This window comes from Citrobacter sp. Igbk 16 (assembly GCF_028069755.1).
Classification (GTDB): domain Bacteria; phylum Pseudomonadota; class Gammaproteobacteria; order Enterobacterales; family Enterobacteriaceae; genus Citrobacter.
This window is the reverse complement of record NZ_JANEWJ010000012.1, coordinates 1-15,645: the sequence shown is the minus strand read 5'-3', so window position 1 is coordinate 15,645 and position 15,645 is coordinate 1. Positions and strand designations below refer to the sequence as shown.

Genomic DNA, 15,645 nt, shown 5'->3' with positions numbered 1-15,645 from the left:
TATAATCCAGAGTAACAAATGAACAATGACTTTGCGGAGAGGCAGTATGAAACAGTATCAGGCGATCATTATTGGATTTGGCAAAGCAGGTAAGACGCTGGCGGCTACGCTGGCAAAGACGGGCTGGCGGGTAGCGATTATTGAACAGTCCAACACCATGTATGGCGGAACATGCATTAATATCGGCTGTATTCCAACCAAAACCCTGGTGCACGATGCTGAGCTTCAGCATGACTTTGCGACTGCGATGCAACGTAAAACTTCCGTGGTCAGTTTTCTGCGCGATAAAAACTTCCATAATCTGGCCGATCTGGAAAATGTGGATGTGATTGAAGGGCGTGCTGAATTTGTCGACAACCATACCGTGCGGGTAATGCAGTCGACAGGAACGATTGAGCTGAGCGGTGAGAAGATTTTTATTAATACCGGTGCACAGTCGACGATTCCGGATATTGAGGGATTATCCAGTACGCCAGGCGTCTTTGACAGCACCGGGGTGCTGAATTTGACCCAACGCCCACAGCGCCTGGGTATCCTGGGAGGGGGCTATATCGGCGTTGAGTTTGCGTCGATGTTTGCCAACTTCGGCAGTCAGGTCACTATTTTTGAGGCTGCACCGCTGTTTTTACCCCGTGAGGACCGGGATATCGCCGATGCGATCGCTGATATTTTACGCGATAAAGGCGTAGAGCTGATCCTCAATGCTAAGGTGCAGTCTGTTTCGTCTCATGATGGCGCGGTGCAGCTACAGATGCCGGAAGGGGAACAGGTTGTTGACGCACTGCTGGTCGCATCAGGCCGCAAGCCGGCGACCGAACAGCTGCAACTGAAAAAAGCCGGTGTCGATGTGAACGATCGTGGCGGCATTATTGTGAATAAGTATTTGCGGACATCGGCGGATAACATCTGGGCGATGGGAGATGTAACAGGGGGGCTGCAATTTACCTATATCTCACTGGACGACTTCCGTATTGTGCGTGATGGTCTGTTAGGTGAAGGGCTGCGAAATACCGGCGATCGGCAAAATGTGCCATATTCCGTGTTTATGACACCGCCGCTTTCCCGCGTGGGGATGACTGCAGAGCAGGCTCGTGCCAGCGGTGCGGCGGTACAGGTGGTGACGCTTCCCGTCGCTGCGATTCCACGGGCGCGAGTCATGGATGATACGCGTGGTGTACTTAAAGCGGTGGTGGACACGGATACGCAGCGGATATTAGGTGTCTCACTGCTGTGTGTGGATTCGCATGAGATGATTAATATCATTAAAACGGTGATGGATGCCGGGTTACCTTATACCGTATTGCGCGACCAAATATTTACCCATCCAAGTATGAGTGAGTCATTAAACGATCTTTTTTCTCTCATTCAATAATAAATATAGCGTCTGCATCTTTGCCCCACTTGTGTGGGGCTTTTTTTTATCATGTTTTTATAAAGCAATACTATCGAACAGCTATTCTGGCGTTCTGGAATAAATGAAATTAGTGGCTGTGTTTTATTATATCGGTACTGAAATTACGAATGAATGGAAATAGAAATGAACATGGTTAAAACGACGCTACTGATGACAACGTTATTGGCGGCACCAGTGACTTTTTCCGTACAGGCCCAGACACCAACCGAACTGGCCCACGTTACTGTATCCGCTGTTTCAGCGGCACCTTCTGTTGTCGAAGCGGCCATTGCTAAACTGGCGCAAGAAAAGCAGGCATCCTCATGGAAAATTACCTCGATGAGAATTGATAGCAGTACTTATGCCACTGCCATTTTGTACAAGTAGGATAGCCGTCATGGAAAAATATCTTCGTTTACTGGGGCTGGGGGATCGAATTGGATTAACCTTGATTCGCCTGAGTATTGCGATTGTCTTTATCTGGATTGGTTTATTGAAATTTATACCTTATGAAGCTGACAGTATTACACCGTTTGTGGCAAACAGCCCGCTGATGTCATTCTTTTATGAGCATCCGAATGAATACCAACAGCATTTGACGCACGAAGGTGAGTTAAAACCGCAAGAGCGAGAATGGCAAACTGCGAATAATACGTATCGCTTCTCTAATGGGCTCGGTGTAGTTGAAATTATTATCGCGCTGCTGGTACTTGCTAATCCGATCAGCCGTTGGTTAGGATTGATGGGGGGAGTGCTGGCATTTGCAACGCCGGTTGTCACCTTGTCGTTTTTAATTACCACACCGGAAGCATGGGTTATGCCATTGGGTGATTTACACCACGGTTTTCCGTATTTATCGGGGGCGGGACGTCTGGTGCTAAAAGACACGTTAATGTTGGCTGGGGCAGTGATGATAATTGCTGATTCTGCCCGAGCAATCGTTAAACAACGGTATTGAATTTTTAACGCTGTACCCTCTGTAAGAGAGTTTGCCACTCTAATTTAATTCGGTATTTACCGGGGCCAGCATGATGCTGGCCTTTTTTATCACTTAAGTTAAATTACGATTAATATACCTGAATAATGCATTCTTCCCTGTGAAATGAGAGGTTATGGTATTGGTATCAATCCCCGCTGGATATCGTGCCTATAGGTTCAGCCCCCCCCGTCCACGCTCTGTGTTGTCAACCCCTTAGTTTTACAGCATTTTTTCTATTTTATTTCTATGCGATTATTGCTATTTATTATCTCAAAATCGCATTTTTATAAGTCTTGTTATTCGCTTTTGTTATAGCTATTGCGTAGGTTTGCATGGTTTTAGGCATGGCTTAAGCTAAAATTAATTCTGATTAAATGTTTTTACGTATCAATAAATGGCAAAAGATAGTTAAAAACTTAAGTTTTAATCAACTGTTCGACATGGAATCCACTATGGTAATTAGGCGCCAGGGGTGGATGCTGATCTCGCGTTTTTGTCTGTCATCAGACCGGGGCCGAGACATATCTTAAATATGGAAATAAGGGTTTTAGAATGAACTTTGGATTAGCAAAGGACAACAAGTTTGAGATCATCGCTATCCTTCGTGAAGAGCTGCATAAGAAGACGAAGCTGGAAGTTTTATGTGAAAACACCAGTGTCATCACGCAGTTAGAAAGGATCGATTTCGAACGCTTTGTGGTCACCGGTCATGAAGACATCATTCCTGAAAAGATCCAATACTTTATCCTGCACAGTGACAGCGGGATTATAAAATTTAGCGCCAGATTTGAAGCAACCCCATCAACAGGTGCTGAGGCAGGATTATCCTACCTCATCCCGGATATGATTTTCTTTGCCCAACAGCGACAGAATCAGCGGTTTTCTTTTCTGAAGGGGTTCGATTTTTTCTGTTTTGGTCGTTACAAAAACGGAGAGAACTACTCACTTAAGATTAAAAACATCTCTCAGGGTGGCTGTGCGTTAATCGCTAAAGATGTTAATGCCCGTTTTCTTTACAAGGATGCAGTGATTAAAAATGCTGCTCTGGATTTTGATACGTTCGGCAGTTTTCAGCTTGATTTAAAAGTCATTGATGTCGTCGCGATCAACGAATTTGATGAGGATAATCAGTTGTATTCCTGTCATCAGGTTTCTTGCGAGTTCGATTTTAAGAACCGTCGTGAAGAGGCTGAAGTTGAGAAAACCATTATTAAATTTTTAATGAGTAATAAAATTAGAAGCTTATAAGGAGCGGTGAACAGGATGTTGATGTGTGGCAGTGATAATTTTGTGGGCAACGGTATGTTTGCCTACCTGACAAGCAAACATGTGCCGATAAAAACATTCCAGTTTGAGGATATGTTGCAGCAGTCGTCATTATGCCAGCATCAGACAATGGTTTTTAATATCATTAACAATGAACAGCCGTGTTCCGCCATTGTGCAGTTTTTGAATAAAAACCGGTTCAAGTTTTATAATAGCGTCGTCGTCATCGTCGCTGATAGTTTGGTGGCGAAATTATGTGTTGAATTATTATACGTTGAAAAAACGATAGTATTGACTGAGAAATCCTCATTACGTGATTTTTCTCAGTTGGCAACGTTATCGGTCGGGAAATGGAATCCCCGGCTGTATCGCTCGCAGAAAAGATTGACGGAAAGAGAACAACAAATCCTCAGTCTATTGGTAAGTGGTTATTCTGCCAAGGAAATTTCTGAGCTGGTTAGTCTGAACTATAAAACTATTCAGGCGCATAAAATGAGAGTTGTCGCCAAGCTGGGACTGACCAATACCTCTGATCTGAATAAACTGATTGTCAGATTTACCCATAGCATGTCTTTTTTACCCTAACCTGGCTATTCTTTTCTGATGTAGCGCACTTAACAGCAGGTACAACTCGGGAGTGATTTTGACTGGTTTTTAATGTATATGATTTGTAAAGGGAGAGGGGAATGTTTAATTCCGATGAGGTGCTCACCGCGCTTGAAAAGGCATTGAATACCAGTCAGCTTTATATGGTTTATCAGCCTATTTTTAATTTACATACCGAGTGTATTAGCGGGTTTGAAGCATTAATGCGGTGGAACAGTCCTCAGATGGGTATGATTTCTCCTGATGTGTTTATTACGTTACTGGAAGACAGTGGCAATATATTTTCAATTGAAGATATGGTTGCCAGCCCACCGTGGAATGTTGCGAGTGCTTGGCCTGAACCTCTTGTATTATCAGTAAATATTTCTGCGCTTGAATTCTGCGATCCTCTTTTACCTCAACGAATAAGACAAAACTTGGCCGCTTCCGGCCTTCCGGTTCATCGATGCCAGATTGAAGTAACGGAAACATCGCCGCTGTGTGACAGTCAAATAGCGGCGAAAAATATGACGGAACTGAAGGCAATAGGGGTCAAATTAGCGCTCGATGATTTTGGTACCGGGCACGCTAATCTTAATTATCTGCTGAAATATCCTTTTGATACCTTAAAAATTGATAAAGAGTTTGTCACCGAAATAGAGCCCGACACTAAATCGACAAGGATTATTGAGGGCATCATTTCTTTAGCGCACAATTTTGGCATTGAAGTCCTGGCCGAAGGGGTCGAAACCCAGTCTCAACTTGATCGCCTGACGCAGATTGGCTGCGACAAAATTCAAGGCTTCTTCATTTCTCCCCCGGTGTTGGCAGAAGAGATCCCTTCACTGTTAGCGCAATATAACCGTTAATCCCTCCTTATTTACGTTTCCCAATCCCTTGATTGTTCCGCGTTGCTGGTAAGTCTGTCAGCCTGATAAGCGTAGCGCATCAGGCGGCCCTGAACGGCAAAAAAAAGCCCCCTGTGAACAGGGGGCTTGCGAGGTTATGCCTGCTTAAAACGATTTCTTAAAGCCAATAGACGCATTGACCGGGGCTTCAACCTGCGATTTATTGCTGCCGTTGCTGAACTGTGTCCCCAGTTCGCCGTAGACCTGCAGATTACGATCGATAGACCACGACAGACCCGCTGCAACCTCGGTGCTGGAGTACTGCTGTGAAGATTCCAGTGTGGTAGTGGCGACCGCATTGCTGAAGTGCGTTTTATCTTTGGAACCCAGACCCTGCCAGACGTTTACCCGGCCGTACGGCTGGAACTTGCCGTGGTTGGTGTCGTAGTCCGCGACCAGACGCACGCCCAGACGCGCGGTAAATGAATCGGCGGTATCCATATTCACTCTCGTTTGGGTTACACCATCCAGCGTGCTGTTATCAAAGTCGCTGTACTGATAGATCAACTGGGCCTGCGGTTCCAGGCTCCAGGCGCTGGCACCTAAACGGAATGCTTTACCCACTTCAGTTGAGGCCGTCAGCGTATTGCCTTTGACGGTGTAAGAGCCGTTGTTACCCGATGCCGACAGGCGGGATTTATGGTTCCCGTACTGCAGCACGTTATCGACATACATACCGTCACCAGAGAACCAGGTGGCATAACCGCCAACGTAAAATGCGTTGTCGTCGATGTTGCCGCCTTTGCCGTTGCTGCCCGTTTTACTGCCTTTCACATTGCTGTCGATATCCAGAATGCTGGTGTACATACCGGCTTTCCAGCTTTCATTGGCGTACATATCGACGCCGACCTGAATACCCATGGTATGGGAGCTGGTTTGCGTACCGGCTGCATCATCCAGTTTGGTTTTACCGGAATAACCAATCATTCTCGCCCAGGCGCGATTGTCTTCATCAATACCCGGTTTAACCTCATCACCCATACGTTGGTGCATGTTGCCCAACAGACTGATGTCACCCTGGCGAACGACGCTGGCGAGACCGGAGTACAGCATGGTTTCCGGACGATATTCACTCCGCAGATACCAGTTTTCGCCCTGACCCTGAGCATTCCCGGCGTGGAGCTGATACTCAAAGGCACCCGCAGCCATACGCTCAGCGGCAAGATGGAAGGCATCCCGCGACGTTTGCGCCGTCGTCGTTGCGCCATTAAGCGCTGTGACCACTTCGATACCGTCACCCACGGTCGGTGCGCCGAGCCCGGAACCGTCGACATCCAGCAGCGTGCTTCCGCTGGCTTTACCGCCATCAATAATCAGGCGGTCGGCAATACCTGTGCCGCCGGCATTCTGCCGGGCAGCCATGTTGATAGTGCCTTGTTCGCCGCTGTAATCCCCTTTAACCGTTAAGGTTGTGCCAGGTTGCTGGCCGATAAGGGATACATCGCCACCGTTGCTCAGCCCGGCGACTGTCTGGTTATAACCCTGGGTATTCAGGGTGGTGCCCGCGACAACATAGTGGTGCGAGGCGGCGCTCAGGGTGTTGGTATCACCGGCTTGCAATACCCCGCTGGTGATGAGCGTTGCACCGCTGTAGCTGTTTTGGCCTTGCAGCTCCGTCGTACCGCTACCGGTCTGATGCAGTTGGCCTGCACCACTGATGTTTCCGCTTAACGCCAGCGTATCGGCGCGATTAACGTTAAGCACGCCGTTATCAACGATATCCCCTTCAATGCTACCTATCGTACCGCCGGTGCCGAGCTGCAATACACCTTGTTCGATGGTGGTACCGCCGGTATAGGTGTTATCCAGCGTCAGCGTCAGTGAACCTTTACCGGTTTTGGTCAGTTGACCGTTACCTTCGACTTCCGTCAGCAGGGATACATCATGTCCGTTGGTGTCGAATGTCCCACCACCAGATTCCAGCGTAACCTGACGTGCGGTATCAAACGCTTCACCATATTTCAGCGTACCGCCATTAAAGGTGATTCCGGTCTCTGCTGCGCCGAGGTTGGTATCGCCTGCAACCTGAAGCGTCCCTGAGGTGATAGTCGTACCGCCGCTGTAGGTGTTGTTGCCTGTCAGGATCAAGGTACCGAGGTCGCCTTTATTCAGACCACCGGTACCGCGGATCACGCTATCAATGGTTGCGGTGTAGTTGACGCCATCGACCGTGCCATCGCCGACGCGAATCAAGGTATTGGCGGTATCGGTAGTGATGGCTTCACCGCCTACACGATAACCGTCGGTGGCGAATTGTGCGCCACTGATGATCACGTCGCCTTTGCTGTTATCGACGGTCACATTACCGGCTTCCCCCTGGAAGACGGCAAATGCGGCATCGGTAAACGGTGCGTTCAGCGCGCCTTCTGGCGTAGACTCATCCGTCGTCCAGTTGTCGTTCCCCTGGCTTGACTGCCAGATACCATCACCGCCGTTGATGACGCCGTTATTTTTCAGCTCGCCATTTTCACCGCCGGTACCGTCCCAGAAGCGCAGCGTCAGCCCGGCATGGTTGACCAGGTTGACCTGATTTTTCACCGACGTCTGCACGTACAGGCTGTCAGCCGCTTCCGGCGCGTTAGCAATATCCATCACATTGTTAGTCAATGTGCCGGTGTAGTTGATGACGCGATAGACGCCAACGTCAAAGCTACCGCCCGGTGAGGTTTCAATGTTGAGCTTACCGTCGAGCGTCAGATCGCCATTCACGTCAATCAAGTCGTTGAAAGCACCGCCCGGGGTATAAGCCTGTCCAAACTGATAATCCAGTTGGGCGTTATCGCTGAGCGTCAGAGAACCGGTAGTCAGTTTACCCACGCTATTGATGGCGGCACCGGCAGTAATGTGGCCGTTATCCTGCACATCGACCGCACCGCCGATAATACCGTTACCGCCGAGTGTGGCACCCGATTTCACTGTGACCTGACCGGTAGAAGCAGATTGATTGCCGTTGACCAGCAATACCCCCTCATTGACATCAGTGATACCGGTGTAGGTGTTGTCGCCTGTCAGGGTCAACGTACCGTTACCCACTTTCACCAGGCTGCCGTCGTTGCCGCTGATAATCCCGCTGATGGTGTCAGCAAGATGCAGATTCCCCAGCGACAGTTGCTTATTACCCAGCTCGACGTTACCTGCGCCGGACAACGAACCGATGGCGGTCTCGCTGTTTACTGCGCTGACATCTACCAGGCCGCCTGCAAGGTTGGCCACACGGGTATTTTCTGCCATCGCCTCATCGGCCATGGTCATCAGCCCACTGTTGGTCACAATGGCATTCCCGCCGCTGGCATTGTCTTCCAGCGCCAGTGTGCTGTCTTTCGCCACGCTGACCGTCGCGTCACCGGCTGTTGCGTTGTTTGAGAGTACGGCTTTGGCTTTACCTGTCAGATTCAGTTTGGCACTGGCGGCGGTGACGGTATCCGCCAGCGTTAACAGGCTGTCGGCAATGTTCATGGTCAGTGATTGCAGACGGGTGTCTGCGCCGCTGACGTTAAGCGTTGCCCCATTATTAACCGTGATGGTGCTGCTCTCGTTGCTGCCGAATACCCCTGTTTTGCTGGCATTGACCGTCACATTGTTGCTATTACCGGTACCGGCAATTTCTGTGTCGCCTTTGTAGCTGTTGGCACGGTCGAGCGTCAGAGTACTGCCCGCATCGCTTGAGCTACTGGTGACTTTCAGTTTGCCATCACCGGTAATCTCGCCGGTCGGCGTGAAGTGGTGCGAATTGAGATCGAATACGGCCGCATTAGCATTGGCGCCCAGCTCAATGGTGCGATTGCTGGTTAAATCTGCGCCTAATTGCAGCGTCGAGGCGTTGTTAATCGCCAAATCGGTTCCGCTCTGGCCGAGGTTGCTGTCAGAGGAGATCTGCAACGTACCGCCATCAATTCGCGTGCCGCCGCGATATGTGTTATCCCCGCTTAGGATCAGACGGCCGAGGTCGGTTTTCACCAGTGTCAGTTTGTCGTTGGTGCTGGCTTCACGAAGGATTGACTCAATGGTTGCCGTAAAGTTTTGTCCCGCACCACCGGCGCCTACGCGCAGCAACAGTTCACCGGTTCCCGGTGTCTGCCCCGCATGGGTGGCATTTTCTGTGGTGGCCCAGGCGTTAAGTGCATCGCCTTTTACGACGTAACCATCGGCATCAAACTGCGCACCAGAGAAGTTGACGTCACCTGCAGCGTTATCCACGGTAACGGTGCCACCCTGAGTGGTGAATACGGCAAAGGACTTCTGCGCCCACGGGGCGTTGCCCTCGCCGGTAGCTGTCGTCCAGTTGTTGTCACCCTGAGCACCGATCGCCATCCATTTGCCATCGCCACCGTCAATCTTGCTGTTGCCTTCGATGCCCGTTAAGCCGTGGTTCTGACTGGTGGTTGCGCCATCCCAGAATTGCAGGGTCACGCCATTGGCATTTACCAGGTTGACCTGTTTGTCGATAGAGGTCTGGACAAAAATGTTGCTCTTATCCTGACTGTCCGGTACAGCACCTAACTCCAGCGTCTGGTTATTCAGCGTACCGCCGTAGTTATAAATACGGTACACACCAGGGCCGAAATTCCCGCCTGATGATGTGGTGACATCCAGAGTTCCGTCCAGTTGCAGATCGCCTTTGACGTTGATCAGGTCATTCAGCTTACCGCCCGGTGTATAGGCCTGGCCCAGCTCGAAGGCGGACGTCGTTTTGCTGCCAAGTTGCAGATTACCGTTAATGGATAACGTACCCGCACCACCGTCACCAGCGCTAATCGTTGTGGCATCGTTCATCGACACGTTGCCGCCGATAATGCCATTACCACCCAGTGTGGATGTGCCGCTGACGGTGGTTGCGCCACGTGCCGCGCTTTGATCGCCATTCACCAACAGCGTGCCGTGGGTGACCGTTGTGTCGCCGGTATAGATGTTGTTGCCGGCCAGACGGGTAATGCCGCCACCTATTTGCTGCAGTGCACCGATACCGGAAATAACGCCGTTCAGCAAGACGTCGTTGGCGCGATTAATTGCCAGTATGCCGTTATCGATGATGTCAGAAACGGCGCTGACTTCGCCCGTATTTCCGCCGGAACCTAACTGCAACGTACCTGTTTGCGCAATGGTGGTAGAGCCTTTGTAGCTGTTGTTGGCGGTAAACACCGTGGTGCCGCCTGCCGCACGTTCAAACTTTCCGTCGCCGCTGATAGTACCGTTATAGATTTGCGCCGCGGTGTTATCACCCTGGGTATCAAAGATGACCCGGCTGTCTGGGCCTTGAGTCGTCACATCGTAATCAGCAATCGTTGCCGCGGTGCTGGTGGATTCACCGTGATCGCCTGTACGCAGCGTTGCACCGCCGGTAACGGCAATGGTTTGGCTGGCCAGTTCCAGACGGTCGACAATACGCATATCCGCCTTTTGACCGCTAATTGTCAGTGAATCCCACCCCGTGCCGATGTTGGTGCCGGTGGTCAGGTTATCGCCGCTCAGGCTGCCAATTTTTGCACTGATGCCATGTGTATCGGTGAAGGTGAGGGCGTTGCCGCTACCGGCTTTCGTAGTGATGTGGCGGGTCTCATTCAGTTCAACGTCGCCAATATTGGCTTTATTGTTGCCGTTGGCTCCCGCGAAATTCACTTCGCCCGCAAAAGAGCCACTACGCCAGTTAAAGGTATCAGTGCCTTCACCCGTGTTGATCACGCCACTGGTCGTGCCTTTACTGATATCAATCGTGTCATTGCCCTTGCCCGATTCGATAGCCACCGCTGTGTCGGTCAGGGCCTGAAGGGTACCGGTGTTGGTAATGGTTTTATTACTGTCGCCGCTGGCGTCAATCACTGGAGCCGTGGTGCTGGCTGAGACAATTTTTCCGCTGTTGGTCAACGCGCTGACGTTTTTCGCGATGATGGCAGAGCCACCGGCGGCGTTTCGCACATTGATATCGGCACTGGTAGTGACTTTACCGTTTGTGTTGGCGCGGATACCGCTGCCTTCGCTATTCAGCACCTCAATGGTATAGCCTGTGCCGATGGCCAGGTTACCCGTCGTCGCGCTCCCGTCGTGCTGCTCAAAAGCGAAGCCGGTACCTTTACCATTGACGTTAAGGATGTTGTTAAGCCCATCTTTCATGTTCAGGGCAACGCTGGTGCGGATCCCCGCGCCGTCGTTGGCATCGATGGTCACATTTTGCAGAGTGATATTAGTGTTGTTCGCATCGTTTTGAATGCCTGCGCCCGTGCCATCAGCACGGATCTTCACATGCTGCGCTGACAGGTCGCCGGCTTTATCTGCCAGACGAATGCCATCGGCGGTGCCGTTGGTGGTAATGCTGTCGCCACTAATGCCGTTAATCTGCAGGCTGGCCCCTTCCGTCAGCAATACGCCAGCGGTGCCATCATCAACCTTAACCTGGCCCAGTTGATTAATTTGCGCACTGGCACCCGACGCGCGAACGCCGATACCGTTGCTGACATGCAGAGCGGAGGCGGATTTATTGGTCAGACTCCCGCCTTGTTGAACGTCCACGCCGATACTATCGACGCTGGCAAGATTGATACTCGATTCGCTATCGAGGATCAGGTTACCCAGATTTCTCGCTATATAGGCAATCACTTCATTGCCACTGGCTTCAGAGGTGATCTTCGCGTTTGAGGTAAGCGTCGTGCTGGTGGCATTGTCCTGATTACGGCCATTGAGCTGATGCGCCTGGCCATCAACCACCCCGGCAACGGTACGTTCACCGGTTAAATTAATGGTGGTTTTGTCGCTGATATTACCGCTGGCGCCGCCTTCGATGACCAGCGCTGCGGAATCGCTACCCTGCACGGTAAATGTGGCTTCACCAGTATCGACTTTACTGCCTGCGCCGGTAGCGAGAACGCCAACAGAGTTTTTGCCGCTTAAGGTGAGATCAAGGTTGGATTGGGTCGGGCTCTGCGGATCGTTGGGGTCGCCGGACAACAATGCACCATTGGCAATACGGAAAATGGTGGTACGTTCTTTACCGTTGTCATTCATCACCGCCTGACCAATATTGGCGGTAGCGCCTTCCCCATACAGATAATAGCCAATCTGATCGGTGTTGTTGAACACCGGGCTGCTCAGGTTGTCGACGTTAGCAATGGCGTTATCACGTACGTGCACGCCGATATTCCCGACCTTGTCCAATATGATGTTGGAATAGACGTTGACTGTCGCCTGTCCGTTGGTGCCACCTTCAGCCCAGACCGCATAGTTACGATCGTTGATGCCACCCGTACCATCTACGATAATGGAACCTGTATCGCTGGTGGTCACTGCGGCGTTCTTTTTGTTGGCGCTGACGTGGATCCCCACGTTATTCGTGCCGTTGACGTTAATCTTGCCGTCGTTTCTGATTTGCTGATTATTTTCCGCGCCGCTGTCACGCACGGAGATACCGTAGTTCTTGCTGTTCCCTGCATCCCCATTACCATTGATGACGATGTTGCCCGTATTCAGTACGTTACCGGTTGCGTTGCCGATCAAAATTCCTGCCGCGTTACGGACACCGGTGCCCAACGTGATGAGACCGTTGTTAACAACCTCTTGGGTACTTTTGGTCATAATCCCGGCGCTCAGGCTGGCACCACCTGGCATGATGACATCCTGGGTCAGGTTACTTGCGTCACGCCCCAGGTAAATAGCGGCATCGGCACTGTTGGTAAAGGTCGCATTTCCCGCAACTTCCACGCCAAAGGCGGTGCCGTCACCGTAAGATGCACCGTTTTTACGTCCGTCGACGACGTTAATATTGCCGTTATTGACACCTTTTGCCTCGTTGGACAACTGCATACCAATGGCCAGCGTCAGCGAAGCATCCGGGACATCTTTGCTCCAGGGATCGGCGGCAGATGCGGTGCCGAAGTTATCGGTGGTGATCGCCTGATTGATGGTGCCTTCGTTGGTGACAACACTGGTACCTTGTCCCTGCATACCGAATGCGCCGTAGCTGTTGACGTTTTGATTACCGTCTTTATCAATGAACAGACCTGAGTTGATAGTCCCGCGGTTGGTTGCCTCGGCGTTTAGCGCCAACATGCCAATCGCCAGGCTTTGCCCACCAGAACTGCGTAGCGCGTTCAGCTCGCCGAGGTTGTTGATAACCCCACCGTCAATGGCTTTCATGACGCCATTAATACTGCCGTCAACGGCGATTATCGCCCCTTTATTCAGAGTGCCGGTAGTGCCAGCGCCGTTGGCATAAATGGCATGCAACTCACCGCGCGCGGCAGTGGCGTTGTTGGTATGTGAGTCGCCATCGGTCCAGACTTTGTAGTCCCAGGTGAGTTCGTCAGACGGCTGACTGGAATGAATTAAACTATCGATATACCCGGCATACTTTGCTTGTGCTGCTGTGACGGTTGTGACCTCTTTAGCATCCAGCCACAATTGGATTTGGCTGACCTTATCGCCATTGGCATTTTCTGCGGCGTCGTCACTTCTGCCCAACAGGAAGTCGTTAAAATCGGCCAACTCCTGCGTACTGGTAATGGTGAATGTGCGCACCCCGGTTTCGATAACCTTGCCATCTGCGTCATAGCCATAAGTCATCAGCGACACATCATCGCCAAAGACAGAGGTTTGCTTTGAGCCGGTGAACGTTTGTGTGGGAACCACGGGTGCTGCGTTAAATTTTATATAGTTGTCAGACTGCCAGTTTACCTGGCTGCTGGTGCCTTGCGCTTCCAGTAAGGAGGAGTCTTTGGCCAGTAACTCGATGGTATTGGCTTTGTCGCGTACATGGAGCGTGTCATTACCTATATTCAGGTTGGCCGTAGCGCCATGGGTTGCCAGTGCGATACCAAACTGCTTATAGATTTCAGACTTGGTTGCATCATAAGTATTTAAGACGAAATCGCCGATTTGCGATTTAGTGAGAAAGCTACTTAACACATTGGTATCAAAGACTTTAATGGTTTCTGAACCGTCCGGGAATGCGGGGTCAACCACCGTGAAGTTTTCGCTTTGAGAAGGCTCAGCCGATTGGTTATACGTCAGGTATTCCGCCAGCTCTTCAGGTGTGGTGATTGTTTTTGCACCCTGGCCTGGGCTGGTGGCCTGCAGCGTGATTTTTTTTTCTTGCAGCAATTGACTGATGGTGGTTGATTCTACAACGCCGCTTTGACCGGGATTAATCGTCGGGATTGCGCCGCTGATATTGAGTTCCTGACTGGCGGTATTATTTTCATATAAGAAGCCGTAGTCGTGGGGAGCCTGATAAACGCCCGCAGAAATACCGTTCTGGAAGTCGTCAGAAATATTTCGCGCGCCCGTCGCGGTAATCTGCGCCGCTGAAGCCATCATCGTAGCGCCACTTAATGCGCTGGCTGCCAGTACCGCAACAGTTTTACGTGAACTGCTTTTTTTCTTACCTCTGGTTAATTCAGAGACGACAACCCAGATACCGAGTGCCGCGTTCCAAATAATGCTGTAAACCTTATTCATATATAACCCTCGTCTACATTCCTGTTATGTATGTGTTAATACGTTGAGTTGTTGGCTATGGTTGGCACGCGGATGTGCTACCCGGTATGTCTATTTTCGAAAATAGCGATCCCTTCCGGGCCAGGCGGAATTAAAAAATGAGCCGAAAGAAAATCTGTTAATAATTAACCGTGATTACTATCCTTAAATAAGTCAGTTACGGCTGGCTATAGTGAGAAATGGTGTACTTGAGCCGGGTATTACTTTTACCCAGCTTTCTGGCAATGTTGCTTTTGTACGCCCCGATTGTTTTTTCACTTTTTTGTGATACGCCGGCGATTTGTGTCAGTGACCACCCCCGGGCTAGCATCATCATCACATTGAATTCGTTGGTCGTTATTTTTGTTTGTAGCTCTTTGATATTACGCGTATTTTTGTTATCGGTGATACGCGTGATAGTTTGCAATAGCTGATCAAGGCTGGTGTCCTGATCGAGGAACTGCAGGGCCATTCCGCACACTGTTTGAAAAATAGAAAAAGTGGCTTCATCGGCTAACACGATGATCGTTGTGGATGGTCGTATAGCCATGTTGCGGATAATCCTGGCATATTTTAAGAAATCTGATTTGTCAGGATTAATAATGATGCAATCCGTTTCATGAGATAGCGTTTGGACGGCAGAAAGCGTCTGGGAGGAATGGTACGCGATATCAATATATAATGATGAGCCACGTAGGATTTCTCGCATGCCTAGCCAGGGGTAAATTGAGTCACCCAAAAAAATAGCTTTAGACATAACGATCTCCTTGAAATTTTGGTGCAAGCAGTCGCCTCTTTTTTTAGTTAAAAAAGAGTTTCTCGCGATGCATGAAATGTTAATTAATTCTCGTATGCCCTAAATAATTCCAGTTGCAGGAAGTCCGGGGAGTGAATTCCCAGGCACACAGATACGATGTGGCTGAGGTGAACTAACGCAGCCAACGCATAGGCAACTTGAAATATGACGGGTATATTTCGCTCTTTGCTTTGAACGCATCCTTATTTATTCGGATATCAACAGATATTTTCTGTCTTTATTTAAATCATTAACT

General features: G+C 50.2%; 8 protein-coding genes. 6 read left to right on the top strand and 2 right to left on the bottom strand.

What is annotated here, in order from left to right; all coding sequences use genetic code 11:
- The first annotated feature begins 46 nt into the window (after window positions 1-46).
- The 6 genes from rclA to NNO03_RS10025 all read left to right on the top strand — a co-directional run bounded on the left by rclA (window position 47) and on the right by NNO03_RS10025 (window position 5,092).
- Window positions 47-1,372 (top strand): reactive chlorine resistance oxidoreductase RclA, encoded by a 1,326-nt coding sequence (rclA, locus tag NNO03_RS10050; protein ID WP_271449435.1) that lies wholly within the window; start codon window positions 47-49, stop codon window positions 1,370-1,372.
- 171 nt (window positions 1,373-1,543) lie between these two features.
- Window positions 1,544-1,780, top strand: a complete 237-nt coding sequence (gene rclB / locus NNO03_RS10045; protein ID WP_271442687.1) for a reactive chlorine resistance periplasmic protein RclB — start codon at window positions 1,544-1,546, stop codon at window positions 1,778-1,780.
- 10 nt (window positions 1,781-1,790) lie between these two features.
- On the top strand, window positions 1,791-2,351 hold the full coding sequence (rclC, locus tag NNO03_RS10040; protein WP_271449434.1) for a reactive chlorine resistance membrane protein RclC: 561 nt from the start codon (window positions 1,791-1,793) through the stop codon (window positions 2,349-2,351).
- A 573-nt stretch (window positions 2,352-2,924) separates the two neighbouring features.
- On the top strand, window positions 2,925-3,620 hold the full coding sequence (locus tag NNO03_RS10035; protein WP_061067471.1) for a flagellar brake protein: 696 nt from the start codon (window positions 2,925-2,927) through the stop codon (window positions 3,618-3,620).
- 21 nt (window positions 3,621-3,641) lie between these two features.
- A complete protein-coding gene (locus NNO03_RS10030) occupies window positions 3,642-4,223 on the top strand; it encodes a LuxR family transcriptional regulator (RefSeq protein ID WP_271449433.1) in 582 nt (193 codons plus the stop codon).
- Between the two features lie 101 nt (window positions 4,224-4,324).
- Entirely contained in the window at window positions 4,325-5,092 is a 768-nt protein-coding gene (locus tag NNO03_RS10025) for a bifunctional diguanylate cyclase/phosphodiesterase (RefSeq protein WP_271442689.1), read from the top strand.
- 144 nt (window positions 5,093-5,236) lie between these two features.
- Here NNO03_RS10025 and NNO03_RS10020 read toward each other — a convergent pair whose 3' ends face one another.
- The gene (locus tag NNO03_RS10020; RefSeq protein WP_271449432.1) at window positions 5,237-14,575 is read right to left on the bottom strand and encodes an autotransporter outer membrane beta-barrel domain-containing protein; all 9,339 of its coding nucleotides are present in this window, start codon (window positions 14,573-14,575) and stop codon (window positions 5,237-5,239) included.
- A gap of 196 nt (window positions 14,576-14,771) precedes the next feature.
- Entirely contained in the window at window positions 14,772-15,350 is a 579-nt protein-coding gene (locus NNO03_RS10015) for a LuxR C-terminal-related transcriptional regulator (RefSeq protein ID WP_271449431.1), read from the bottom strand.
- Window positions 15,351-15,645: the final 295 nt, after the last annotated feature.